The sequence below is a fragment of the Methylobacterium sp. Leaf91 genome (assembly GCF_001422815.1).
Lineage (GTDB): Bacteria > Pseudomonadota > Alphaproteobacteria > Rhizobiales > Beijerinckiaceae > Methylobacterium.
This window is the reverse complement of record NZ_LMMP01000001.1, coordinates 573137-595567: the sequence shown is the minus strand read 5'-3', so window position 1 is coordinate 595567 and position 22431 is coordinate 573137. Positions and strand designations below refer to the sequence as shown.

Genomic DNA, 22431 nt, shown 5'->3' with positions numbered 1-22431 from the left:
CAGGTTGCAGGGTGGAAGCGGACAGATTTTCAGCTCTGCGCCTCAGCGTCGACCGATGCCCGGACCACATGGGTCACGGCTTCGCAGAGCCGGTCGAGATCGCCCGGCGCGATGGTCAGGGCCGGCGTCAGGTAGACGATGTCGCGGAAGGGACGAACCCAAACCCCCTGCTCCACGAAGCGCGCCTTGAGCGCAGCGAGATCGGGTGCGCGCGCGAACTGCACGACTCCGATGGCGCCGAGGACGCGGACATCGGCGATACCAGCGAGGCCGCAGAGCCCATCGCGCAGGCGGAGTTCGATCGCGCGCGCCTGATCCAGGCGCGGCTCGGTCTCGAACAGGTCGAGGCTCGCATTGGCGGCGGCGCAGGCGAGAGGGTTCGCCATGAAGGTCGGCCCGTGCATCAGCGCCGCCGCGGGATCGTCGGACAGGAAAGCCTCGAAGACCGGACGCCGCGCGATCGTCGCGGCCAGCGCCATGGTGCCACCGGTAAGCGCCTTGGACAGGCAGAGGATGTCGGGCACGATTCCGGCCTGCTCGCAGGCGAACAGGGTGCCGGTGCGGCCGAAACCCGTGAAGATCTCGTCGGCGATGAGAGGCAGTCCATGCCGCTCGGCCGCCAGCGCTACCCGTGCCAATGTCTCGGGCGCGTGCATCACCATGCCGCCGGCCCCCTGGACCAGGGGCTCGACGATGATCGCCGCGAGGGTATCGCCATGCTCGGCCAAGACACGGTCGAGGGCGTCGGCGGTGGCGTCGTCGCGCGGAAGATCGCAGAAGACCTGGGCAGGCAAATAGGCACCGAAGCGCCGGTGCATGCCCTCTTCCGGGTCGCAGACCGACATCGCCCCCATCGTGTCGCCATGGTAGCCGCCACGGAAGGCGAGGAAGCGGCTGCGTCCGGCGATGCCCCGGTTGAGCCACATCTGAGCTGCCATCTTGAGCGCCACCTCCACCGCCACCGAGCCGGAATCCGTGAAGAACACGTGGTCGAGGTCGCCCGGCGCCAAGGCGGCGAGGCGGGACGCCAGGCGCTCTGCCGGCGCATGGGTGAGCCCCCCGAACATCACATGGGGCATGGCATCGAGCTGGGCCGCGACCGCATCGCGGATGTGGGGATGGTTATAGCCATGGACCGCGGTCCACCACGAGGCGATGCCGTCGATGAGTTCGCGTCCGTCGGCGAGCACGATCCGCGAACCCGAGGTGCGCACGGCCTCGAGGGGCGGCGCGGCATTCCGCATCTGCGTATAGGGCCGCCAGAGGGAGTTTTTCGGACGCGCAGGCGATCGTGGGGTAGGCATTCACGGGGGATGGGCGCGCGAGGCCGAACGGTCAAGGGAGCGAGCCGCAACCCGATCTGAAAGCCGCTGGAGGCAGGGTCAGTGACCGGCCTTCCAAAGGGATCCGGTTTTTCTCCGGGACCATCCTATGCCTCTCACGAGACCCGAGTTCGTTTCCGGTACAGTTCCTCACGCTTCACGCCCGACCCTCATCGAAAGGGATCGACCGCGCGAGTGGTCGCGGCACTCGCTTGACATCGCGATGGCGCGGGCTTCCTTCCCGCTCCCATGTCCGACCTCGACCGCCCCACCAGCCTCGAAGCGTTCGCCCGCGACCATCTCGCCCGCCTCGACGAGACCTCCCTGCGCCGGCATCTCAATCCCACCACGCGTGGCCCGCAGGCGGCGGCGACGCGGCACGGGCGCAGCCTCGTCTCGTTTTCCTGCAACGATTATCTCGGCCTTTCGCAGGATCCGCGGGTCATCGCAGCGGCCCAGGCTGCGACCGCGCGTTACGGCACCGGCGCCGGCGCCTCCCGTCTCGTCACCGGCAGCCACCCGCCCCTCGCCGCCCTGGAAGAGCGTCTCGCCGCCCATAAGGGGACGGAGGCGGCCCTGGTTTTCGGCAGCGGCTATCTCGCCAATCTCGGCATCGTCTCCGGGCTCGCCGGCCCACGCGACCTGATCCTCGTGGACGCACTCGGCCATTCCTGCCTCTGGGCGGGTGCGCGGCTCTCCGGCGCGAAAGTGATGCGGTTCGCCCATAACGATCTCGGTGATCTCGAAGCGCTCCTGACCAAGCACCGCTCCCGCCACCAGCACGCGCTGATCCTCACGGAGCGCGTCTACAGCATGGACGGCGATCGGGGGCCGATCACCGACATCTTGAATCTCGCCGACGCGCACGATGCCTGGACCCTGGTGGACGACGCCCACGGCCTCGGCGTCATCGGGGAGGACGCGCGGGCGCCCCTCGAAATGGGCACCCTGTCGAAGACGCTCGGCTCCTATGGCGGCTATCTCTGCGCGTCCCGCGCAGTGGTCGACCTGATGACGAGCCGCGCCCGGAGCTTCGTCTACACCACCGGCCTGCCGCCGGCTTCGGCCGCCGCCGCCCTGGCCGCCCTCGATATCGTCGAGGCCGAGCCGGATTTCGCCGCGCGTCCGCTCGCCCTCGCCCGCCGCTTCACCGCGCAACTCGGCCTGCCCGAGGCACAGAGCCCCATCGTCCCCATCGTCATCGGCGAAGCGGACGCCGCGCTCGGCCTTTCGGCCGCTCTGGAGGAGCAGGGTTATCTCGTCGTCGCCATCCGCCCGCCAACGGTCCCGGCCGGGACGGCGCGGCTGCGTGTGGCGTTCTCCGCCGCGCATACGGAGGCGCAGGTGGATGGGTTGGCCGAGGCGGTGATGAGACAATGGCCACGAACCCTCCCCCCTTTCCGGGAGAGGGTTCGCTAGAACTACGCCGCAGCGGTGGACTCGCCGCCGGCCCGCTCGTGCGCGAGCTTGACCACGCCGACCTGATCCACCTTGCCGGTACCCAGCATCGGCAGCTTGTCCAGCACCACCACTTCGGCCGGGATGGCAATCTCGGTGGCGCCCTTGGCCTTGGCGAAGGCCTGGTAGGCGGGGCGGGTGGCGTCCTTGCGCTCCGTGAACAGGATCAGCCGCTCGCCCTTTCGCGCATCCGGAACCGCCGCCACCGCACTCGGTGTATCCGGCCAGAGCTCGCCGGCAATGGCCTCGATGCCGGCGAGCGACACCATCTCGCCGGCGATCTTGGCGAAGCGCTTGGCGCGGCCCTTGATCGTGACGAACCCTTCCGCGTCGATGGCGACGATGTCGCCGGTATCGTGCCAGCCCTCCGGCGGCGCTTCCAGCACGCCGGGCTTCTCCGCCCTGAGATAGCCGAGCATCACGTTCGGGCCCTTCACCGAGAGACGGCCGCCCTCCTCGATGCCGGGCACCGGTTCGAGCCGGGACTCGATCCCCGGCAGGAGCCGGCCGACGGTGCCGAAGCGGTTGAACATCGGCGTGTTGAGGGCGACCACCGGCCCGCATTCAGTGACGCCGTAGCCTTCGAGGATGCGCAGGCCGAACTTCTCGCTCCAGGTCTTCCGGGTCGCCTGCTTCACCGCCTCGGCCCCGGCCACCACGTAGCGGAGCGAACGCAGGTCGTAGGAATGGGCCGTCTTGGCGTAGCCGGAGAGGAACGTGTCGGTGCCGAACAGGACGGTGGCGTTCGAGCCGTAGATGAGTTCCGGCACGATCCGGTAATGCAGCGGCGACGGGTAGAGATAGACCGGCACGCCGGAGACCAGGGGCAGGATCAGGCCCGCCGTCAGTCCGAAAGCATGGAACACCGGCAGGACGTTGAACACCTTGTCGCTCGGCCCGAAATCGATGCGGGCGGCGACCTGGGCGGTGTTGGCGAGCATGCAGCGATGGGCGAGTACCACGCCCTTGGGCGTGCCCTCCGAGCCCGAGGTGAACAGGATCGCCGCCGGATCGTCGCCGCGCCGCGCCACGAGGGGCTTGCGGGGGCTGAGGAAGCCCCGAATCTTGTCGCCGGCGGTAATGCTGGCGCGCACGTCCTCCAGGTAGACGAGCTTCACCTTGCCCTGGATGGCCTCGATCAGCGACCCGAGGCGGCCCTTCTCGATGAAGGCGCGAGAGGTGAGGATGGTGTCCACCTCCGCAGCATGGCAGGCCGAGAGGACGTTGGCAGGGCCGGCCGAGAAGTTGATCATCGCCGGTACGCGCCCGGCGCTGGCCAGGGCGAAGAAGGTCACGGCCGCGCCGTTGGCGTTGGGCAGCATCAGCCCGATGGCCTTGCCTTCGGCGGCGAGCGGCATCAGCTTGCGGCCCAGGATGTTGGCGCCCATGACGAGGCGGGAATAGCTGAGCGTGCCCGTGACCGGGTCCTCCAGCGCAGTGCGGCGCCAGCCATGGTCGGCGCCGGCCTGGATGAGGGCACTCATCACGCTACGGTCGATGAAGGCGGTGTCGAAGACGAGATCGGACATGATGTCGTACAGCGCCGCTCCTGCCGCGCGCCGCCGGTTCTTGCCCTTCAGCGCGGGATCAACGGTAAGCGCCACCGGCGACATCACCGTGACGATGACCTTCGGCCACCAGCGACGGCGGACCTGATTGCGGGAGAGGCGCGAGAAGGCGGTCTTCTCCAGCCCCTCGATCTTCACCGGCACCACCTTGGCCCCGGATTTCTCGGCGATGAGGCCGGCGCCGTCATAGACCTTCATCAGGCTGCCCGTGACGGTGAGGCGCCCCTCGGGAAAGATGATCAGCGTCTCGCCGTTCTTCACGGCATTGATGAGCGTGCGGGTTGCCAGCGGCCGGGTCGGGTCCAGCGGCATCGCCTTGGTCACCCGTAGGAAGGGCTTCACCCACCAGCGCTGCGCGATGCCGTGGTCGACGGCGAAGACCGGCTCCTTGTCGAGGAGCGAGAGGGCCAGCGGTGCATCCAGAAACGAGACGTGGTTGAGGGCGATGATGGCGTTGGGGCCGGCCTTCTCGACATTCTCGAGACCGCGCACTTCGAGCCGGTAGAAGGCGCGGAACAGGATCGAGAGGAAGTCGCGGAAGGCGCTCGTCGGCATCACCTTCAGCACGATCACGCCGGCGGCGAGGTTGGCGACGCCGATGAGGGTGAGGAGCGAGGCCATCGACCAGCCCGCGCCCTGCAGAGCGGCGAGCCCCAGCGCCCCGGTGACCATGAAGGCGGCGGTGAGGACATTCACCGCGCCGATGACGCGGGCGCGCTTGTCCTTGTCGGTCCAGGCCTGCACGGCGGCGAAGGAGGGCACGATGTAGAGGCCGCCCGCGATGGCGAGGCCGGCGAAGGACGCCGCCACGCGAAGGCCCGTCCCGGTGGAGAGGAAGGCGCCGGCCCCCATCACCTCGCCGGAGACCGGCGGCAGGTGCGAGACGGTCCAGGCGAGGTCGAGAGCGAACAAGCCCATGAACAGCGCGCCGATCGGCGTCGGCAGCAGGACGATGCGGCCGCTGGCGAGCCAAGAGGCCAGGGCCGAACCGACGGCGATGCCCACCGAGAAGATCGCGAGCAGCAGGGTGACCACCGTCTCCGAGCCGTTCAGGCTCTCGCGCACCAGCACCGGCAGTAGGGCGAGCACCACGGCACCCACCAGCCAGAACCAGCTGACGATGAGCGAGCCGCGCCACAGCCGGGTATCGGCGTAGAGGTCACGCAGCAGGGCCACGGTGGAGCGGGCGACGTTGGGATCGATTCTGAGCGTCGGCGCTGCCTCGCCGGTGGAGGGGATCTGTCGGGCCGAAAGCCAGCACAGGATCGCGAACACCATGATCAGGGCGCTGAAGGCCAGGGCATCGCCGCCGAGCGCGCTGGCGAAGCCGGCCACGATGGTCCCGAGCAGGATGGCGAGGAAGGTCGCCGCCTCGACCAGCGCGTTGCCCGCCGTCAGCTCGTTGCGCTTCAGGTGGTCGGGCAGGATGCCGTACTTGATCGGGCCGAACAGGGCCGCCACCGTGCCGAACAGGCCGAGCGCCACGAACAGGATCGGCACCGAGTGGAGGAAGAAGCCGATCGCGGCGGCGGCGGCGGCGAAGATCTCCGCGAATTTGAGGCGTTTGGCGATGAGTGCCTTGTCGTAGCGGTCGGCGAGTTCGCCCCCGAGACCCGACAGGATGAAGAACGGGCCGATGAAGACGGCGCCGGCCAGGGTCACCAGGATGCCCGGATGGGCGGCCTCTCCCCCGGCGCCCGCGACCTTGAACAGGATCAGGAAGACCAGGGCGTTCTTCAGGAAATTGTCGTTGAATGCCGAGAAGAATTGGCACCAGAACAGGGGCGCGAACCGGCGGGTCGTCATCAAGGTACGAAACATCAGGGTCTCCTCGGGGCGGACCATGACTGCCCACCCTGTAACGAACCGTCAAATCCGGCACGGCCGCGATTTTTGAACGTTGTGCAAAATAACTGCCGTTCGCAAAGGCGGCAACGTTGATTTTGTACGGCGTGCAATCTATGCGTCGGCGAGGTGCCGGGCGGCACGCGATGGCGGGGATGGCGTGGCGAAGGCAACGAAACCGGCACGGCGGGGCACCGGCCCACGAGGCGAGCATAACCGCGAGGAATTCGAGGCTCTGGTGACCAAGGCGGCAGAGGGGCTGGTCCGCAGGGAGGGCCTGCGCGGCCTCGGCATGCGCCGGCTCGCCTCGGTGATCGGCTACGCTCCGAACTCGATCTACAATGGTGTCGGCGATCTCGATGCTGTGGTGATGCGGGTCAACGCCCGGACCCTGGAGCGCCTGCACGCGGCCCTCACCGGCGCGATCCGTCCCGACGCCGGTCCGCGCGACAACGCCCTTGCCCTCGCCGATGCCTATCTCGCCTTCGTGGCCTCGGACCCTCAGGTCTGGAGCCTCGTCTTCGAACATTCCCTGGCACCGGACTCGACCTTTCCCGACTGGTACGCCGCCGCCCTCGCCCAGGCGACCGACCTCGTCGACGGGGTGCTCGAACCTCTGATCCCGGATGCGAGCGAGAGACGGCAGGCGGTGGCGACCCTCTGGGCCGGCCTTCACGGGCTCGCCTCCCTGTCCACCTCCAACAAGCTTGCCGTCCTCACCCCCGAGCCGCCGCGCGACCTGGCGCGGCTGCTGGTCGGGCGGTTCCTGCGCTGATCCGCCATTCCTTCTCGGAAGCGTTCGTCAGCATCGCCGTGGATGCGAGATCCGGCACGATGCTGTAGGTTTCAAAGCCCGCCCCTGTCGTCCGAAAGCCCCATGGCCAAGCAGTTTGCGGCCCTCGACGAGCGCCATCGCGATTTCATCGCCCGGCAGCATATCGTCTTCACCGCCTCGGCGGCGGAGGGCACGCGGATCAACCTGTCACCGCGCGGCACCGATACGTTCCGGGTCATCGACCCTAACACCGTGGTCTATCTCGACCGCACCGGAAGCGGCAACGAGACCGCCGCTCATCTGCGTGCGGACGGACGGCTGACGGTGATGTTCTGCGCCTTCGAGGGCGCCCCGACGATCCTGCGGCTCTACGGGCGCGGGGAGGTGCTGGCGCGGGGCGGCGAGGCCTATGCCGGCCTGCTGGCGGAAGTGTACGACGGGCAGGAGCCGCCCGGAGCGCGCCAGATGGTGCGCCTCACGATCGATCTCGTGCAGACCTCCTGCGGCTACGGCGTGCCCGTGTTCGATTACCGTGAGGAGCGTCCCACCCTCGACCGCTGGGCCCAGGCCAAGACGGAGGCCGAACTCGACGCCTATCGCCGCCAGAAGAACGCGCGCAGTATGGACGGGCTGCCCACGGGATTGTTCGCGGAGGAATAGGGCGGACGCCCTACCGTGCGTTGGGCAAATGGACCTTCACCGACGTCCGTCCCGTGGGCTCGGGTTTCGGCCCCCATTGCGTCGCCTCGATCCCCGCATTGCCCCAGCCGGTGGGCAGGGAGATCGTCAGCGGCAACAGCATCGCCCCGCCGGGAACGGGCGCGAGCCGTACGCGGATGTCGTCGTTCTCGGCCATGCGTCGCACGCTGCTGCCATTGGGGCGGTGGCCCGAGATCGGCACCCAGCGCGCCCGGCAATCGAGTGCCGGTCCGCGATAGGGTCCCTCCTGGACGGTCACCAGCACCCCGCGGGAAAGGACAATATCCGCCCGGGTCACCCCGTTGAAGACCGGGATGCGCCGCTCGCAGAGGGTGGGGTCGAGGGATGCCCGGCCCAGCGGAATCGCCAGCATGGTCAGGGGATCGACGACGCCGACCTTGTCCTGCGGCGCTACGGGAATCCTGTCGGGCATCGGCGTCGGAGGCGGCTCCACGCTCTCGTCGTGCGCGCGGCCGTTCGACAGGGTCATGGAGACCTGAACCGGCTTACGACCGTACAGGCTGTCGGACCGGAACGTGCCGGTGAGCGCTCCGCTCCGCGACCGCTCCCCCGACGCGGATGCCGTCCCCGATCCTTCGAAGAAGACGCCGGCCAGTCCGCGCAGGCCCGCCTTCAGATCGTAGACGTAGCGCCCACCGGTCTGATCGACGGAGAGATCCGCCTCACCAACCGGAAGGTTGAGGAAGAGCAGGCGATAGGTGACGGAAAAGCGCTGGGGTGCCGGTTCGGCCGAAGCCGCGACCGGTGCGGCGAGGGCCAGAAGCACCGCGCCGATCAACGCGATGAAGCACGTCTCGTGAGCATCCTTGGACGAGGCGACCATGCGCTGCCCTCCTGCATGCCATCATGCCTTAAGAGATGCCGCCCCTGACGCTGGTGCGGACCGGCACCTACCGGGTGATCGTCGCATTCGAGAACCGGACGGTAGACGCACTTCCGGCATCCGGTCAGTTCCCCCCCGCCTCTATCTGGCGATACACCCGCCCATGCTCGCAATAGCCGGCGACGATGCGGGTCATCATCGCGCGCTTGTCCGCGTCGAGGGGGCCGAGGATGCGGGCGGGCCGGCCGCCCCAGAGATAGCCGGTCTCGAGGAGCTGGCCCGGATCGGTGGTGGAGCCGCCGGCGAGCAGCACGTCGTCGGCCACCACGGTGCCGGGGGCCAGCACGCAGCCGATGCCGATGAGGCTGCGCGCACCAATGCGGCAATCGGCCATCCGCACGTTATGCGCGATCGTAGTGTCGCGGCCGATGACGACGCCTTCGGCCCGTGCACGGATGACGGTGTTGTCCTGGATATTGGTGTCGGCGCCGATGAGGATGGGGCCGACCTCCGCATGCAGGTCGCAGGAGAACAGCACGCTCGATCCCGCGCCGAGGGCGATGCGGCCGCGCAGGCGCGCCGTGCTGGCGACGTAGACGCTGGGATCGACGTCGATCTCGTCACCGGCGACGGGCGACGGGGTATCTCCCGTGGCCTCGCGCACGCGCTCGGCCCGCTCGGCGATCTCGGCCGCGGTGATGGGGCGCTGGGGTTTCGCCGGGCTGCCGGCATAGGCGAAGCCGGCGGCGAGGTGCGAGCGCGGAAAGACGGTGGCCCCGGCCTCGATCAGCACCCCGTCCTCCACCGTGGCCCCGTCGAGGACGATGACATCGTCTTCGATCACCACGTCGGACCCGACCGTGCAGGCATGGACCACGGCGTTGCGGCCCACCGTCACCCGGTCACCGACGAGGGTGGGATGCGAATCGGTGGCGATATGGAGCGTCGAGCGATGGCCGAGCCAGAAACGCTCGCCGACGGTCACCGCCTCGCCGTCGGCACGGATCACACTGTCGTCGCCGAGCCAGGCCTGGGCACCGATCGTGGCGGCGCCGATGACCGTGCTTCCGCGCCCGCACCAGACCGGACGGGCCGAGAAGACCGGCAGGACGCCGTCATGGGGCAGGATCAACTCAGGCGTCACGCGAGGGGAATTCCTTCGAAGCCGGTGGCGTGGACCGGGTATGGGACCGACTGGGCATGGCACCCATGCCGGTCGAGTGGTAAAGGCCGGGCGCCGGAATGGTGTTGCCGGAACGACGCGCAACAGCGTGGAACCACCGCGCGGACTTTGCAATGTCGCGCATCCCTTAAGGGGGATCAAACCCGGTCGCGAGGGCTTTCGCGCCGATGCGTCAAGGAATCGATGGATGTCGGCAGGCGAGATGACGGCGGGAAATCGGCCCGCACCCGCGATCAGCATCCAGAGTGCGCCCTTCGACGTGGCCGCGGAGATGGCCGCGCTGAGCGGGACGCTTCGCGGCAGGACCGGGGCGATCGTCACCTTTACCGGCCTGTGCCGCGACGAGGGCGGGCGCCTGACCGGGCTCGAACTCGAACATTATCCCGGCATGGCCGAGGCGGAGATCGGCCGGGTGGTGGAGGCGGCGCAGGACCGCTGGCCGCTCCAGGCGGTGCGGGTGATCCACCGGCACGGCCTCGTCGCGCCGGGCGATGGCATCGTTCTCGTGGTGACGGCGGCAAGCCACCGCGTCGCCGCTTTCGAGGCGGCGAGCTTCCTCATGGACTATCTCAAGACGAAGGCTCCGTTCTGGAAGCGTGAGCATCTGGCCGACGGCACCATCGGGGGCTGGGTCGAGGCCACGGGCGCCGACGATGAGGCCGCGTCACGCTGGGCGTGAGGGCAGACCGGCGGCGATTCGCCTCCGGTCCGTCCACAGAGGAGAGTGGGCCTCATGCCTTGCGCCCCTTGTCTGTAACGGGTTTCGCGCGCCCGTTCGCACCGCGCTTCGGTAGACTGCGCGAGGGGACGGGCAGATGCAGCAGAGTACGCCGATCAAGGACGAGCCGGGTCCGCACCCCGCCAGCTGGTCGCCGACGGCCTCGGGAATCGCCGTGGTGGCGTTCATCGCCCTGCTGATCCTCGCCTGGACCGCCGCCTCGACCCTGCTCCTGATCTTCGCCGGAATCCTGCTCGGGGTCTTCCTCGATGGGCTGACGCGCCTGCTCGGCCAGGCCATCGGGCTCGGTCGCGGGCTCCGGCTCACCATCGTCAGCCTGATCCTCGGCGGGCTCACCCTCGGCTTCCTCGCCTTCGGCGGCGCGACGGTGGTGCAGCAGGGACGGGAGCTCGGCCAGACCGTCACGAAACAGGCGGGGTCTGTCCGTGATCGCCTGAAGGAATACGGGATCGACCTGCCGGCCTTCTCGGTACCGAGCGAAACGCCGGGCGATCAGGACGCCGACAAAGCCAAGGACACTGACAAAACCAAAGACACCGAGACCGACAAGGACAAGAAGGCCGGGGGCCTCGGCGGCCTCGCCTCGGGTGCGATCAAAAGCCCCGGCTCCCTTCTCTCCGATGCCGGCAGCATGCTCGGACCGGCGGCCACCGTCATCACCGGCCTGTTCAATGCGCTGGGCAACGTCCTGGTGATCGTGTTCCTCGGCCTCGCCTGCGCGGCCGATCCCGCCAGCTACCGCGACGGCGCGGTGCGGTTCGTGCCGCCCCGTTACCGTCCCCGCGCCACCGCCCTCCTCGACGGGATGGGCGAGACCCTCCGGCACTGGCTGTTCGGCCAGCTCATCACCATGGCGGTGATCTTCGTCTGCATCTGGGCCGGCCTGAGCTTCCTCGGCATCGGTGGCGCCCTCATCCTCGGCCTGCAAGCGGGGCTCCTCGCCTTCATCCCCACCATCGGCCCGCTGATCGCCGGCGTCGTCATCGTGCTGGCGGGCCTCGCCTCCGGTACCAACGCGGCGCTCGGCGCCTTCGGTGTCTACCTCGTGGTGCAATGCCTGGAGAGCTACGGGCTGACGCCCTTCATCCAGAAGCAGGCGCTGGACATCCCGCCGGCCACCATCTTCGCAGGCCAGCTCGTGCTCGGCGTGCTGTTCGGCCTTTGGGGCATCGCCCTCGCGCTGCCGCTGATGGCGGTGATCAAGGTCGTACTGGAACAGGTCTATATCGAGGACACGCTCGACGAGGACGCGAGCGTCTAAGCGCGACGCTGTCGGCCAGGCCTGACGACAACACCCGAGACGACGACGCGGAGCGGATGGATCGACGGTCCGCCCGACGCATTTGCATTGCCCTGTTAAATGGCCACCGTCATCCAAATGATCGCCCTTGTTCCAGTAATCGTGAAGCGGCGTCGGAGATCCGGGATCGAGATCGAGGCGTCTCCCCAAGGGTGGCTTAGACATACCGACCAATAAGGCCGACGATCGTCCTACAATCTCACGTTGCGATGAGGGTATTTCTGCGAGAAATATTGCGATCTTATCAAAAGATAGGTATCCGTTGCTTCAGGTCGTCGTTCCCCTTGGCTTGGCCATGGCTCTGACGATTGTCGTGAGATCGCGGTTTCACAATGTATGGTGGGGTACCGAGAAGCCTTTCGTATGACGTTCCAAGCCAGATCAAACATTTTGGCATCGTCGGTCATTGGCACTGGGATTTCGTCGGCAACACTCATGTCTGGTCGCCCGGACTCTATCCGATCCTAGGGCTTCCCGATGGCCTCATCAGGCCCGACTACACGCTTCTGTTCCGGCTCATTCATCCGGACGATTGCCCGCGGACCATGGAACCCGACTTCGTCAGGCAATCGGACACGGTACCGCCCTCGATCTTCCGCATCGTCCGACCGGATTCCGGAATCTGTACCGTCATGAGCCGCGTGGAGGTAACGACCACGCCCAATGGCCGGCCCTTGAGCGCGCATGGCATCCTCGCCGATATCAGCGTTCCTGCCATGCTGGCCCGCGCCGAGGCAGCGCAGCGGCAGAGAGACCAGGCGATCTTCGATTCCGTCCGGGCCTTCACCTCGACCACGCACACGTTTCCTTTCACAAAATTCTCGGAGAAGTGGCTCGACCTCGTCGGCCTTCCCGAGAGCGAGCTCCTGCAGGACCCCGCGCGGCCGTTCCTAAGGGGCGAGGGCGCGCCATGGTCGGCGCGTATCGGGGGGATGTACGCGTCCAATCACGCCTCATATCTGCTGCCGGACCTCAGGCTGGCGAACGGCGACACCGTGAGATACCGCCTGTTAGTGGCTCCCCTGCTGAACGATGCGGGGCAGATCGAAAGCTGGACCCACTTCATCGGTCCGATCCAATTGCGGATCAGGCCCACCGGCCGCCTTCTGCTCGGCCTCGAGCAGAGCCTCGAAGCCGGGCACATCCGCGCGGCACGCGCGCTGCTCGACTGGTCGATGGCGGATCTGAGCGGAGCCTCGGGAGTGTCGCTCTCGACGATCCGGCGGCTCGAAGGCTGCATCGCCTCCGTCTCGGTCGCCAACCGCAATCAGGTGGTCGGTGCCCTGCGCAACGCAGGTATCGTGTTCTCGCTCATGGGTGGGGCGACGATCGCGGTCAGCAAGGGGAGGCAGATCGCCGGATAAAATACGGCCGGAACGGCGCGGTGGCCCGTTCAGATGGGAGCGGTGTCGGGTTCAGCCGGTTCGTCCATGAGGGGGTGGAGATCGCGGACCATGCTTTTCAGCCGCTCATCGAGGACATGCGTGTAGATCTGCGTCGTCGAGATGTCGGCATGTCCCAGAAGCTCCTGCACGATCCGCAAGTCGGCCCCGTTCTGCAGGAGGTGGCTGGCGAAGGCGTGGCGCAACACGTGCGGGCTCACCCGGTCCTCACGGATCCCCGCCGCCGCCGCCGCCACCTTGAGGTCGCGGGCGAAAGCCTGCCGGGTCAGGTGGCCGCTCTCGCTGTCGGCCGGAAACAGGAAGGGACCCTCTCCGCTGAGATGATCCAGGTGCTCGCGCATGGCGCCCCGCGCGAGATCGGTGAGCGGGACCAGCCGCTCACGTCCGCCCTTGCCCTTCACCACGAGGTAGCGCTGTTTCGTGGTGGCGGCCGAGCGTGGCAGGGCGATGAGTTCGGATACGCGCAGGCCGGTGGCGTAGAGGGTTTCGAGCAGGCACAGCATCCGTACTGCGCGCCGCCGCTCGCCCGGAGCGTCTCCGGTCTCCGACGCCACGGCTCGCTCGCGGGCGGTGCGCAGCAGGTCGTCCACCTCGGCCACCGACAGCACCTTGGGCAGGGTGCGCCCCCTGCGTGGACCTCCCACGGGCGCGCTCGGATCGGCCTCGGCGAACCCCTCCGCGTAGAGGAACTTGTGGAAGCCGCGAATGCAGGACAGCCGGCGTGCGGCGGAGGAGGCCTTCAACCCTTGGGTTTCGAGATCCGCCAGATAGGCGCGGACCTCGCCCGCATCGGTCACGAGCGGGTCACGTCCCGAAGCGGTCAGAGCCGCGAGGTAGTGGTCGAGGTCGCGGCGATAGGCGGCGAGCGTATTGGCGGCGGCACCCCGCTCGGCCGCGAGCATGTCGAGATACGCGACGATGAGAGCGGGGCCGTCGGTCCCCGCCTCGTCCCCGGGCGAGCCCGTCACCGGTTCGGCGGCTGTAGCTTCGCGGCGGGAATGCTGACGCTCATTTCCCGGGGCGTGGGCTGAACGAAGGTCGCGAGCGCGAACATGCCCGCGAAGACCAATCCGCCGAGGATGGCGAGCGTGGCGAGGAAACGAAACAGGGTCGGCACTCGGACGAACCTCGGTCGGAGGGAACTCTGCGGAAATGGACGGATTCGGTCCGCGAGATCGGCAGGCAAGTCATTGCACAGCCAAGCCAAGGGGTTGCACCATGCCGGGCCCACAATGGCAAGCACTTCGGAGCCACAGGGTGCACCGCAAGAGAATCCCGGTCGACGAGCGGCGATCGGCCTCACCGGATCGGGAGGCTTCGCGGCTTTGGAGGCAGGCCCTATGAAGACGCGTTCAAGAATCGCGTCGTGACTTACGGCCTCGCTTCGCCCGGACGGTGAAACGCGCTAGGATCGCGAGAACAGGTATATCAAGATTTCAACGATGACCGAGATCGAGCCATCGGAGGGCGACATCGCTCCCGATCCCATTGAAGTCAGGCTCCGCCGCGCTCTCGGCGCGCGCTCGATCGTGCTCGTCGGTCTCATGGGTGCCGGCAAGAGCACGGTGGGGCGGCGTCTGGCGACGCGACTCGGGCTGATGTTCAAGGATGCCGACAACGAGATCGAGGCGGCGGCCAAGCTCACGATCCCCGACATCTTCGCCATCTACGGCGAGCCGAGCTTCCGCGAGGGCGAGGAGCGTGTGATCGCCCGGCTCATCCGCGAGGGGCCGCTGGTGCTGGCCACCGGCGGGGGCGCCTTCATGCGCGAGGCGACACGCGCCCGCATCGCTCAGGGCGGCGTCTCGGTGTGGCTGAAGGCGGAACTCGACGTGCTGATGCGCCGCGTCCGCAAGCGCGGCAACCGGCCCCTGCTCCAAACCGACGACCCCGAGGAGACGATGCGGCAGTTGATGGAGATCCGGCATCCCGTCTATGGCAGTGCCGACGTGATGATCCCCTCGCGCGACGTGTCGCATGATCGCGTGGTGGAGGACGTGATGGAAGCCCTCGATGCCTATCTCAACGGCCCCTCGAACCAAGGCGTCGCCGCGCAGTGAGTGACGGACAGACGGTCCACGTCCCCCTCGACCAGGGCCGCGACTACGACATCCATATCGGGCGGGGCCTCCTCGCCGAGGCGGGTGCACGCGTGGCCGCCCTCGGCGCGCGGGCCGCCGCCATCGTCACCGACGAGACTGTGTCGGCACTCTATGGCGAACGCCTGCGCGATAGCCTGGAGGCGGCGGGCCTGCGCTCCGGCCTCGTCACCGTGGCGCCGGGCGAGGCCTCGAAGAGCTATGCGGTCTACGCACAGGTGTGCGACGGGCTCCTCGCTCACCGGATCGAGCGCAACGACCTCGTGGTGGCGCTCGGCGGCGGCGTGGTCGGCGATCTCGCGGGCTTCGCGGCGGCGACGCTCCGGCGCGGCGTCCGCTTCGTCCAGGCACCCACGACCCTGCTCTCCCAGGTCGATTCCTCGGTCGGCGGCAAGACCGGCATCAACTCGCCGCTGGGCAAGAACCTGATCGGCGCCTTCCACCAACCGCGTCTGGTCCTGGCCGATACCGCCACGCTCGACACCCTGTCCGAACGCGAGATGCGCGCCGGCTACGCCGAGGTGGCGAAATACGGCCTCATCGCCGATTCCGGTTTCTTCGATTGGTGCGAGGGCCACTGGGCCGGCATCTTCTCCGGCGGCCCGGAGCGCGACAAGGCGGTGGCGATCTGCTGCCGGGCAAAAGCCGGCGTCGTGGTGCGCGACGAGCGCGAGGACGGCGAGCGCGCGCTGCTCAACCTCGGGCATACTTTCGGCCATGCCCTGGAACGGCTCACCGGCTACGAATCCGCCCGCCTCGTCCACGGCGAGGGCGTCGCCATCGGTCTGGCGCTGGCCTTCCGCTTCTCGGCCCGCCTCGGCCTCTGCCCCGGCCAGGATGCCGGTCGCGTGGCCAACCATCTGGCCCTGGCAGGCCTGCCTACCCGGCTTCAGGCCGTCCCCGGCGGATGCGGGGGCGTCGACGCCATCCTCGACGCCATGGCCCAGGACAAGAAGGTCCGGGACGGCGCGCTGACCTTCATCCTCGCACGGGGGATCGGCCAGAGCTTCATCGCACCGGGCATCGACCGCGCAGAGGTAAAGGCCTTCCTGACGGACGAACTACGCGGGGCGTGACCGGATCGCCTCCCTGTACTGGAGGCCTGGAGCTTCAACTGGGGATGATGCGCTCCATGAACCGCATCCCCTCCGATCCCGACGCCTGCGGCATCGATTCGCTCCTGGGTTGGTATATGAGGGGGCTTTCCGGAACCGGCACAGTGTCGGTGCGGCATGGCTTGGTGCGACGACCGCCTGATGGACACGCATACCGATCTCTGGCTCGCCGCGAGCATCGTGGTGATGTCGCTGCTGCTCTCGGCCTTCTTCGCGGGGGCTGAGACCGCCTTCACCGCGGCCTCGCGGGCACGGATGCTCTCCCTGGAGAACAACGGCGACCTGCGGGCACGCCTCGTCAACCGCATCCTCGCCTCGCGCGAGCGGTTCATCGGCGCCATGCTGATCGGCTACAACATCGTCGCCATCGGCGCTTCCGCCTTCACCACCAGCGTGCTGACCACGATCTTCGGCAAGAGCGGGGTGCTCTACGCCACCGGGGTGATGTCGGTCCTGGTCATCGTTTTCGCCGAGGTGCTGCCGAAGACCCTCGCCATCAACAAGCCGGACCAAGCCGCCCTGGTGATGGCGCGGCCCGTCGCCTTCGCGGTAGCGCTCCTCGGCCCCGCCGCTATCGCCATCGAGAAGGTCGTGCGGCTGATGCTGCGCCCCTTCGGCGTCAGTATCGGGCAGCATCAGTCGATCCTCTCGCCCACCGAGGAAATTCGCGGGCAGGTCGCCCTGCTCCACCGCGAGGGCGGTGTCGCCAAAGCCGAGCGCGACATGCTCGGCGGCCTGCTCGACCTGCACGAGTTATCCGTGTCCGAGGTCATGGTGCACCGCACAAAGATGCGCACCATCAATGCGGACCTTCCTTCGGAGGAGATCGTCCGCGAGGTTCTGTCCTCGCCCTATACGCGCATGCCGCTCTGGCGCGGCACCTCCGAGAACATCATCGGCGTGCTTCACGCCAAGGATTTGCTGCGCGCCCTCGACGCCGCCGGGGGCGACGCTTCCGGTCTGAAGGTCGAGACCCTGGCCCTCGAGACCTGGTTCGTGCCCGACACGACGAGCCTGCGCGACCAGCTCAAGGCCTTCCTCACCAAGAAGACCCATTTCGCCCTCGTCGTCGACGAGTACGGCGAGGTGATGGGTCTCGTCACGCTGGAAGACATCCTGGAGGAAATCGTCGGCGACATCGCCGACGAGCATGACGTCGCGGTTTCCGGGGTGCGCCCCCAGGGCGACGGCTCGGTGAATGCGGATGGCTCCGTCGCCATTCGCGATCTCAACCGCGCCATGGACTGGAATTTGCCCGATGAGGAGGCGACGACCATCGCCGGCCTCGTCATCCACGAGGCGCGGGCGATCCCCGACACCGGCACCGCCTTCAACTTCCACGGCTTCCGGTTTCAGGTCCTGCGCAAGGCGAAAAACCGCATCACCGCCCTGCGGATCACCCCGCTCGTGCCGCTAATCGCGAAGAAGGACGAGATCGAGGGCTAGGCCTCCGGCAAGGCGAACGGAGAAACGCGCCTCCCTCAGCCGCGCGGCACCGGCCGCCAGCCCGCAGGCGCCATCTCGAACCCGTCAAACCGGAAGGCCGGGGAGACGGTGCAGCTCACCAATGTCCACGATCCGAGGCTTGTGGCGGTCTGCCAATGCCCCGCCGGCACGACGATCTGCGGCTGCTGGCCGTGGGCGAGATCGGGACCGAGATAGGTAGCGGAGGCATCGTGACCGTTCGGGCTCGTGGTGATCACCATTGGCGCGCCGGCATGCCAGAACCAGATCTCGCTGGCATCGACCCGGTGCCATTCCGAGGTCTCGCCGAGATCGAGCAGGTAGTAGATCGCGCTGCCCACCGAACGGCCATCGACCTCCGTCGGATCGCGAAACGTTTCGCGATAATGGCCGCCCTCCGGGTGGGGCTGGAGCCCCAGCTTGGCGATCACCTCGGCGGCTTTCATGTCGGTCTCCCTCGTCCCGCGATCATTATTGGCCGGCCGGAATGGCGCCCTGCGGCAATTGAAGACCGCGAGGGGCCGCGCCCTCCCCTCGCCCCGCTCCCTCGGCGGCGGAGGCCTTGGGCGGGCGCGGTGATTTGGCAACGGGTTTGGGCTTCGCCTTGGCGACTGGCGCCGCCTTGACCTCCGGGGCATCGCCGCAGCGGCTGTAATCGAGGCGCGCCAGGACCTCGCCCGCTTCGGAGACGATGTTGAGAAAATCGGGCAGGACCGTGAGTTGCTCGTCCCAGCGGACCGGTCCGCCTATCGTCGCCTCCAGGGCTGCGGGGCTGCCGCCCCGGCGCAGGGCCAGGAGGTCGGGGCCGAAGGCGGTGGCGGCCTTGTTGCCGATGACGACCTGCAGCACGCGGGTAGCCTCCGGCGTCAGGGGGCGAAGCGGGTTGTCGACGGTGATCGTGCCGCTCCGCGTCACCCAGAGCGAGACCGCGCCCTGCCCTTCGTAGAACGCACCCTGACCGTTGTCGCAGACGACGATGAGCTCGGGCAGCTTCACGGGAGCGAGATTGGCTGCCGGCATCGGCAGGGGCGCGGCCGGAGGAGCATCGGGCGCCTCGGCAGGTTTGGCGACGGGTTTCGGTTTGGGCTTGGGCTTTGGTTTCGGCTTAGGCTTGGGGGCCGGTGCCTCGGCCTCGCCCAGCGGTGCGGCGGCGTCTTCTTGCGCGAGTCCGGGAGCGGCTCCCAGCATCCCGCATAAGAGGGCAACGCAGGAGACCAGCGCCAAGCGGCTCCCGCTCCGCATCCTCCGAGCCCGAAACACGGAGCTCGGGTCGCCGGGAGGACAGGACGGGATCGGACGGATCTGCATGGCCCAGAGGGTTACCCCAGCCGGAACCGGGTTGCATCCACCTGTCTCGCACCACAGGAGCGCTTTCGCACAAGGGCCGGGCATAGCACTTCGGGTTACCGTGGTCGGAACGGTCCTTGCGTCTCGTTTCGACCCCTTGCGCCGAGGGAACGTGGAGCCGAAACCATGCGGACGGATTGGCTTTGCACGGTGGTGACGCTGTTCGGCCAAGCCATCCGTCGGTGGATGACGGGTCGTCATGCACGCATGTCTTCGGCGCGATGCCCAACCTGTTCTAAGGCGACTCGACTCCGGGGCCGTCCTCTTTCTTCTGTCCAGACAAGGTCGATCGATGCGCATGCTTGACCGCAGCCCAGCCAATGCGGTGCCCGATCCCGGCGAGCTGGAACAGGATCTCATCGCCCTCATCGAGGAATCTCGCGAGCGGTCGAGCGAGGATCCGTTCCGCAATCCCGTCCTGGCGGTGACGCTCGCGATTACCCGACGCTTCGACCGCGAAGAGATCGACGACGACGACCTCGACGGCCTGTTCACCCGCCTGCGCGCACAATCGCTGATCGCTCGGGCCGAGCGCCTGCGCGGCTATGTCGGGCTGGACCGGGACACCCAGACATCGGCGGACAACACGATGCCTGCCCGTCTCGTGGCTGCGATTCCGAAAGGGACGGGGGATTTCGAGACCTTCCGCGACCTCGTCGGCCGTACCGGCTTCGCCGTGGTGTTCACTGCCCACCCGACATTCGGGATGCCGAAGGCTGTGGCGGCGCTCGTCGCCGAAGCTGCGTCGCAGGACAGCGAGGCAGCACGCCTGCCCCTGCTCGAGAAAGCCGCGGCCCTCTCGACCCGGCCGGATGCAAAGATCAGCCTCGACGATGAATTCGAACAAGCCTGCCTCGCGGCCAATCACGGTCGTACGGCCTTGGACAGCTTCAACGCAGCCCTGCTTGATGCGGCCCGCGCGCGCTGGCCCGACCGCTGGACCGAGTTGGTGCCCAAACCCTTCGCCATCGCATCCTGGGTCGGCTGCGACACGGATGGGCGCACCGATATCGGCTGGTGGGACACCCTGCGCTATCGCCTGGAATCGAAGCGGATGCAGCTCGACAGGGTCATGCGCCACCTCCCAGTCGTACCCGCCACGAACGTCGTGCGTGAGCTGACGCAAGGCGCGCTGGCGGCCGTGAACCGGCAGCTCGCCGTCGCCCCGCGCCTCGGGACCAAACCTACCCTGGAGGCTGTGCACCGCTTCTCGCTGGCGCTCATCATCGAGCGCGAGCGGGCCCAGACCGATTCCGGACCGATCCTGGCCGGCCTCGCCGGAGCCATCGGCGGCGTGGAAAGCGACGAGGACAGGCGCGCCATTGCCCTCCTGCGGTCCGGCATCGCGACACACGGCCTGTCGAACGCCCTGCCGCATTTCCGGTTGAACGCCAGCCAGATCCACAATGCCGTGCGCCGGGTCATCGATCTCGACGGCGAACCGACGGACGCGGCCCATCGGCGCTCGCATCTCGCCACCATCCATGCCCTTCTCAACGATGTGCAGCCGGTGGCCGTGGATTTCGGCGCGCTCGCCGCCGAGCGTGCCTCGGCCGCGCGCCTGATGATGACCATCGCGCAGATCCTGAAGCACGTGGACGGCACCCATCCGGTGCGCTTCCTCATCGCCGAGACGGAGACCGGCTACACCCTTCTCGCCGCCCTCTGGCTGGCCCGGCATTACGGGATCAGCGACAAGGTCGAGATCACGCCGCTCTTCGAGACGGCGAGCGCCCTGGAGCAAGGCATCCGCGTGCTCGACGACGCCCTGCGCAACCCGCATTGGCGCGCCTATCTCAAGCGCATCGGCCGACTGACCGTGCAGTTCGGCTACTCGGATTCGGGGCGCTATGTCGGCCAGCTCGCCGCGAGTTTCTGGATCGAGCGCCTGCGCCTGCGCATCACCGACCTGATGACGCAGAACGGCCTGTCCGGCATCGAACTGGCGATCTTCGATACCCACGGCGAATCGATCGGCCGCGGTGCCCATCCGACCTCACTTAGGGACCGCCTCGCCTATCTGGCCCCGGAGGATTCGCGACATCGGAATCGCAAGGCCGGCATCAAGGTGCGGCTGGAATCGAGCTTCCAGGGCTCGGACGGCTACCTCATGTTCGGCACCCAGGCCCTTGCCCGCTCGACGGTGGAGCGGATCGCCGAACACGTCTTCGCCTTCGATACGGCCGACGACGATTCCTTTGCCGATTATGTTCTGTCCGACGCGCCGGGCGCCGACGAGACCGATGACCCGATCTACGGTGAGGCCGATTTCGCCGCCGAGTTCTTCACCGTGGCCCGGCAGGACATGGAAGCCCTGGTGGATGATCCCGGCTACGCGGCGCTGCTGGGCACGTTCGGCCCGAGCCTGCTCGACCGCACCGGCTCGCGTCCCGTGGCCCGCCAGACCGATAGCGGCGGCCCCAGCATGATCACCCATCCCCGCCAGATGCGGGCGATTCCCAACAACGCGATCCTGCATCAGCTCGGGTATCTCGCGAATTCGCTCCACGGCCTCGGCCGGGCGGCGAGCCGCGCACCGGATCTGTTCCGTGACATGCGCCGCGATTCGGTTCGGTTCTCGCGCGCGTTCCGCCTCGCCCAGCATGCCTCGGCGGTGGGCGACCTCGATGTGCTCCGCGCCTATATCGATACGCTCGACCCGGCCATGTGGCTCGAACGGGCACGGCGCACACAGCGCGACGACCGGCGCGACGAACTCCTCGTCATCGCCACCGCCCTCGACCGCCTGCGGCTTGCACCCGATCTGCGCCGTCTGTTCGGCCGCCTCACCAGCGACTGGTTGAGTCTGCAATCCGCCGCCCCGGACCTCGGCAAGATGTCGGTGCGGCTGACCATGCTTCATGCCCTGCGACTCGCCCTGATCCACCGGATCTGGTTCCTGGCGGTGCACATTCCGGGCTTCCGCCCGCAATCGGGCATCACTCGCGAGCAGCTGATCGAGCGCTTCCTGCGCCTCGACATAGACGGCTGCCTCGCCATGCTCGACGAAATCTTTCCGATCACGCCGGACCCGACTCTCGGGCTCAATTTCGGTGAGCCCGCCGGCCCGCGCGATGTCGGAACCTATGAATCGGAGCACAAGACGATCTTCGGCCCGATCCGCCAGTCCTTCGCTCGTGTCCGCGAGTTGTCGGGCATGATCCAGCATGAGGTGGGCGCATTCGGCTAGGGTGCGGCGAATCCCGGGCTCCGCTCCGCAGGCCCGGGAAAGCTGGCGCCGGTGGGGAAGGGCGTTCCATTCCTCACCAA

The 22431-nt window shown here is 67.9% G+C and carries 18 protein-coding genes; 10 read left to right on the top strand and 8 right to left on the bottom strand.

Annotated elements, in window-relative coordinates; translation table 11 throughout:
- Positions 1-29: 29 nt before the first annotated feature.
- Complete coding sequence (locus ASF32_RS02650) at positions 30-1304, bottom strand: adenosylmethionine--8-amino-7-oxononanoate transaminase (RefSeq protein WP_056423163.1); 1275 nt, start codon at positions 1302-1304, stop codon at positions 30-32.
- 267 nt (positions 1305-1571) lie between these two features.
- Between ASF32_RS02650 and ASF32_RS02645 the strand changes: the two genes are divergently transcribed.
- Positions 1572-2741 carry an aminotransferase class I/II-fold pyridoxal phosphate-dependent enzyme gene (locus tag ASF32_RS02645; protein ID WP_056423160.1) on the top strand — a complete coding sequence of 390 codons (1170 nt, stop codon included), beginning with the start codon at positions 1572-1574 and terminating at the stop codon, positions 2739-2741.
- 2 nt (positions 2742-2743) lie between these two features.
- Here the strand turns inward: ASF32_RS02645 and ASF32_RS02640 are convergent, their stop codons facing one another.
- Entirely contained in the window at positions 2744-6169 is a 3426-nt protein-coding gene (locus ASF32_RS02640; protein WP_056423396.1) for an acyl-[ACP]--phospholipid O-acyltransferase, read from the bottom strand.
- A 184-nt stretch (positions 6170-6353) separates the two neighbouring features.
- On the opposite strand from ASF32_RS02640, the gene ASF32_RS02635 reads away from it, so the two are divergent.
- Both ASF32_RS02635 and ASF32_RS02630 read left to right on the top strand, forming a co-directional pair.
- Complete coding sequence (locus ASF32_RS02635) at positions 6354-6968, top strand: TetR-like C-terminal domain-containing protein (RefSeq protein WP_056423157.1); 615 nt, start codon at positions 6354-6356, stop codon at positions 6966-6968.
- A 102-nt stretch (positions 6969-7070) separates the two neighbouring features.
- On the top strand, positions 7071-7628 hold the full coding sequence (locus tag ASF32_RS02630) for a pyridoxamine 5'-phosphate oxidase family protein (RefSeq protein ID WP_056423155.1): 558 nt from the start codon (positions 7071-7073) through the stop codon (positions 7626-7628).
- A 10-nt stretch (positions 7629-7638) separates the two neighbouring features.
- Here the strand turns inward: ASF32_RS02630 and ASF32_RS02625 are convergent, their stop codons facing one another.
- On the bottom strand, positions 7639-8511 hold the full coding sequence (locus tag ASF32_RS02625; protein ID WP_056423150.1) for a DUF3108 domain-containing protein: 873 nt from the start codon (positions 8509-8511) through the stop codon (positions 7639-7641).
- 124 nt (positions 8512-8635) lie between these two features.
- The gene (locus ASF32_RS02620; protein ID WP_056423147.1) at positions 8636-9655 is read right to left on the bottom strand and encodes a gamma carbonic anhydrase family protein; all 1020 of its coding nucleotides are present in this window, start codon (positions 9653-9655) and stop codon (positions 8636-8638) included.
- A 226-nt stretch (positions 9656-9881) separates the two neighbouring features.
- Between ASF32_RS02620 and ASF32_RS02615 the strand changes: the two genes are divergently transcribed.
- From ASF32_RS02615 to ASF32_RS02605, 3 genes are all read left to right on the top strand, one after another.
- A complete protein-coding gene (locus ASF32_RS02615; protein WP_082470594.1) occupies positions 9882-10373 on the top strand; it encodes a molybdenum cofactor biosynthesis protein MoaE in 492 nt (163 codons plus the stop codon).
- 136 nt (positions 10374-10509) lie between these two features.
- Entirely contained in the window at positions 10510-11694 is a 1185-nt protein-coding gene (locus ASF32_RS02610) for an AI-2E family transporter (protein ID WP_056423144.1), read from the top strand.
- Positions 11695-12278: 584 nt separating this feature from the next.
- Positions 12279-13097 (top strand): helix-turn-helix transcriptional regulator, encoded by an 819-nt coding sequence (locus ASF32_RS02605; protein WP_244483584.1) that lies wholly within the window; start codon positions 12279-12281, stop codon positions 13095-13097.
- Positions 13098-13126: 29 nt separating this feature from the next.
- Here the strand turns inward: ASF32_RS02605 and ASF32_RS02600 are convergent, their stop codons facing one another.
- Both ASF32_RS02600 and ASF32_RS02595 read right to left on the bottom strand, forming a co-directional pair.
- A complete protein-coding gene (locus tag ASF32_RS02600) occupies positions 13127-14104 on the bottom strand; it encodes a site-specific tyrosine recombinase XerD (protein ID WP_056423137.1) in 978 nt (325 codons plus the stop codon).
- Positions 14101-14253 (bottom strand): hypothetical protein, encoded by a 153-nt coding sequence (locus ASF32_RS02595; protein ID WP_056423134.1) that lies wholly within the window; start codon positions 14251-14253, stop codon positions 14101-14103. The genes ASF32_RS02600 and ASF32_RS02595 overlap by 4 nt, the downstream gene beginning before the upstream one ends.
- Positions 14254-14578: 325 nt before the next feature.
- On the opposite strand from ASF32_RS02595, the gene ASF32_RS02590 reads away from it, so the two are divergent.
- From ASF32_RS02590 to ASF32_RS02580, 3 genes are all read left to right on the top strand, one after another.
- Positions 14579-15196 carry a shikimate kinase gene (locus ASF32_RS02590; protein WP_056423131.1) on the top strand — a complete coding sequence of 206 codons (618 nt, stop codon included), beginning with the start codon at positions 14579-14581 and terminating at the stop codon, positions 15194-15196.
- Positions 15193-16311: a 3-dehydroquinate synthase gene (gene aroB / locus ASF32_RS02585; RefSeq protein ID WP_056423126.1), complete on the top strand. Its 1119-nt coding sequence runs from the start codon at positions 15193-15195 to the stop codon at positions 16309-16311. Before ASF32_RS02590 ends, aroB begins: the two co-directional genes overlap by 4 nt.
- A gap of 180 nt (positions 16312-16491) precedes the next feature.
- Complete coding sequence (locus tag ASF32_RS02580; protein WP_056423389.1) at positions 16492-17796, top strand: HlyC/CorC family transporter; 1305 nt, start codon at positions 16492-16494, stop codon at positions 17794-17796.
- 35 nt (positions 17797-17831) lie between these two features.
- On the opposite strand, the gene ASF32_RS02575 is transcribed toward ASF32_RS02580, so the two are convergent.
- Both ASF32_RS02575 and ASF32_RS02570 read right to left on the bottom strand, forming a co-directional pair.
- Positions 17832-18260 carry a cupin domain-containing protein gene (locus ASF32_RS02575; RefSeq protein WP_056423123.1) on the bottom strand — a complete coding sequence of 143 codons (429 nt, stop codon included), beginning with the start codon at positions 18258-18260 and terminating at the stop codon, positions 17832-17834.
- Between the two features lie 25 nt (positions 18261-18285).
- Positions 18286-19038, bottom strand: coding sequence for a hypothetical protein (locus tag ASF32_RS02570; protein ID WP_244478187.1), 753 nt, complete (start codon positions 19036-19038; stop codon positions 18286-18288).
- A 415-nt stretch (positions 19039-19453) separates the two neighbouring features.
- Between ASF32_RS02570 and ASF32_RS02565 the strand changes: the two genes are divergently transcribed.
- Positions 19454-22351, top strand: coding sequence for a phosphoenolpyruvate carboxylase (locus tag ASF32_RS02565; RefSeq protein ID WP_056423121.1), 2898 nt, complete (start codon positions 19454-19456; stop codon positions 22349-22351).
- The last annotated feature ends 80 nt before the right edge of the window (positions 22352-22431 follow it).